The organism is Hydrogenivirga sp. 128-5-R1-1 (genome assembly GCF_000171895.1).
Map to the genome: position 1 here is coordinate 1 of NZ_ABHJ01000085.1, position 2,944 is coordinate 2,944.

4 protein-coding genes are annotated in these 2,944 nt (G+C 31.2%); 3 read left to right on the plus strand and 1 reads right to left on the minus strand.

Annotation, left to right across the window (positions count from 1 at the left end; translation table 11 throughout):
* Positions 1 to 648 (plus strand): tRNA (guanosine(37)-N1)-methyltransferase TrmD (gene trmD / locus HG1285_RS05045; protein WP_008288491.1); only part of this gene is annotated, 648 nt, incomplete at its 5' end.
* 27 nt (positions 649 to 675) lie between these two features.
* Here the strand turns inward: trmD and HG1285_RS05040 are convergent.
* The gene (locus HG1285_RS05040) at positions 676 to 1,011 is read right to left on the minus strand and encodes a (2Fe-2S) ferredoxin domain-containing protein (protein WP_008288492.1); all 336 of its coding nucleotides are present in this window, start codon (positions 1,009 to 1,011) and stop codon (positions 676 to 678) included.
* Between the two features lie 121 nt (positions 1,012 to 1,132).
* On the opposite strand from HG1285_RS05040, the gene pyrF reads away from it, so the two are divergent.
* Both pyrF and rpoN read left to right on the plus strand, forming a co-directional pair.
* A complete protein-coding gene (pyrF, locus tag HG1285_RS05035) occupies positions 1,133 to 1,825 on the plus strand; it encodes an orotidine-5'-phosphate decarboxylase (protein ID WP_008288493.1) in 693 nt (230 codons plus the stop codon).
* Positions 1,822 to 2,944: RNA polymerase factor sigma-54 (rpoN, locus tag HG1285_RS05030; protein WP_008288494.1), on the plus strand; the 1,123-nt coding region annotated here is incomplete at its 3' end. The genes pyrF and rpoN, both read left to right, overlap by 4 nt.

Consider the following 2,944-nt stretch of genomic DNA (forward strand, 5'->3'; position numbering starts at 1 on the left):
AATATAAATCCGCGGGATTTTACCTCTGATAAACATAAAACAGTTGATGATACAGTTTACGGCGGCGGTCCAGGAATGCTTTTAAAACCTGAACCAATATTTAAAGCTTATGAAAGTATTTTAGAAAAAGGTCATAAACCTTATGTCCTAATCACAGAGCCATGGGGAAGAAAGTTTGACCAAGAATTTGCAAAAGAACTATCTGAAAAAGATGAAATTTTAATAATATGTGGAAGATATGAAGGGGTTGATGAGAGGGTCAAGAGTATAGTTGATGAAGAAGTTTCTATTGGTGATTTTATTTTATCAGGTGGTGAACCTGCTGCTGTAGTAATAATAGACGCTGTTGCCAGACTTGTACCCGGTGTAGTTGGAGATAAGAACAGTCTAAATATAGATTCCTTCTCAGACAATTTAATTGGATACCCAAATTATACCCGTCCTGCTGATTTTAGAGGAATGAAAGTTCCTGAAGTTCTTCTTTCTGGAAATCACAAACTTATAGAAAAATGGAGAAAATGGCAGCAGATAGAAAGGACTTATAAAAAAAGACCTGACCTTTTGAAAAAAGCAAATTTATCTAATGAAGAAAAAAAGTTTTTAGAGTATATAGAAAAAGGGAAAAATTTTGAAGATATATTTTCTTAGAAGGGGCAAACAAGCCCCTTATATCTATTACATCATTCCTGGTGGTTTTCCAACAGAAGTAACTAATCTTTCCACTGGCTCACCGCCAATTATATGCTTTTCTATAATTTCTTCAACATCTTCAGGAGTTACTCTACCATACCATACAGCATCAGGATAAACCACAACATTGGGACCAAACATACAAGGCCCTAAACAGCCTGTAGGGGTAACTGCCATTTTAGTCATAAGTTCAGGTTTGCTCATCAAAACTTCTTGAAATTTCATGAAAATTTTGTCTGAACCCTGTGAGCCACAGGACGGCATTCCAGGTGGTTTGTTTTGCATACATACAAAAACATGTTTAAAATTGTTTTCCGCCATTTACAACTTCCTCCGTTTAAAATTTTTCATTTTATTTTATATTTACATATAGGGACTAAAAAATGATTTTTGTTAGATTTTGTATTAATATATTTTTGGCATAAAAATTGATGGGGTATTTATGAGTCTTAAAAAACTTGGTATAGCTCTGGATTTTACGGACATTGAAGATGCGGAACAATTTTTATACAGTATAGAAGATAAGGATATTGTAATTAAAATTGGTTATTCATTATTTATAAAATACGGCAAGGATATTACAGACTTTGTTAAAAGTAAAGGGTTTGAATTATTCTTAGATTTAAAACTCCATGATATACCAAACACGGTTTATAACGGTGTTAAAGGAGCTATTTATTCTGGAGCTGATTATCTTACTATACACACTTTAGGTGGAAAGGAAATGCTACAAAAAGCTGTTGAAGCAAAGGGCAGCAGCAGCCTGAAGCTGTTAGGGGTAACTATTCTTACAAGCCATGATGAGAGATACCTTGATTATATTGGGTGTTCAAAATATTCAATTAAAGATTTAACTTTAAACCTTGCTAAAACAGCATTAGAAACAGGTATAGATGGAATAGTTTCATCTGTTGATGAAGTGAGTTTTTTGAAAGAAAACATAGAAAAAGAATTCATAGCTGTAACTCCCGGAATTAGATTAGAAGATGACAGCAAAGATGACCAAAAAAGAGTCGCAACTCCTAAAAAAGCAGTTGAAAAAGGTGCAAATATTCTCATAGTAGGAAGACCTATAATAAAAGCAAAAAATCCTAATGAAAAAATTAAAAAGATTAAAGAAAGCATGAACATATGAAAAATACATTAAGTTTAAAACTTACACATAAGCTAAATTTAACACTGAGTTTAAAACAACAGCTAAAACTTCTTACATTAAACCATTTACAACTAAAAGAAGAAATAAAACAGGAACTTGAAGAAAATCCCTTTTTAGAAGAAATTGCTAACATAGAGCTTGAATATTACCCTTTTAAAGATTTTTCTCAAACATACTATGAAGAAGATGAAAACCTTTCACCTTTAAATAGACTTGCATATAAACCATCTTTAATTGATGTCTTGGAATTCCAGATAGACCTGGAATTTAAAGATGAAGAAAAAGAAATAGCTTATGAAATAATAGGAAATTTAGATGAAAAAGGAATACTTGCAACAAATATTGATTATATATCAAAAAAGTTAAAAGTACCTGTAGAAAAAGTTGAAGAAATTCGTAAGCGGATAATGAGATTAGAACCTACTGGAATAGCTGCTGAAGATTTAGGAGAAGCTTTAGTTGTTCAATATGAAGAAAAATTTGGAAAAGATGCTGTTGTTGAGAAACTTTTAAAAGAAGATGCGTTCAATATAAATGAAAAGGATTATCTAAAGGAAAAATATAAACTCTCTGAAGAAGAAATTGAAACAATAATTTGCAATATAAAACAACTTGTTCCTTATCCTACATTTAATTTTCAAGAAAGTCAGACCCAGTATGTAGAACCTGATATATATATTTATGATTTAGGAGATAGCTTTGAAATAAAGGTCAATGAATGGGAGATACCAAAACTAAAACTTACAACACAGTACAGAAAATTAATTTCACGAAAAGATTTACCAGAGGAAACAAGAAAGTTTTTAGAAGAAAAGCTCCAGAGAGCAATAGGATTAGTAAAAGGAATTGAGCAAAGAAGGGAAAACTTGATAAAAATAACAAAAGCTCTTGTAGAACATCAATCTGAATTTTTAAGAAAAGGAAAAGCTCATTTAAAACCACTAAATTTAAAGGATATTGCAAAAAAAGTAAATTTGCATGAATCAACCATAAGTAGAATAACATCAAGTAAATATGCTCAAACACCTATAGGATTAATTCCACTAAAAGCCTTTTTCGCAACAAAAATATCTTCTATAGGTACCGAGGAAATATCTC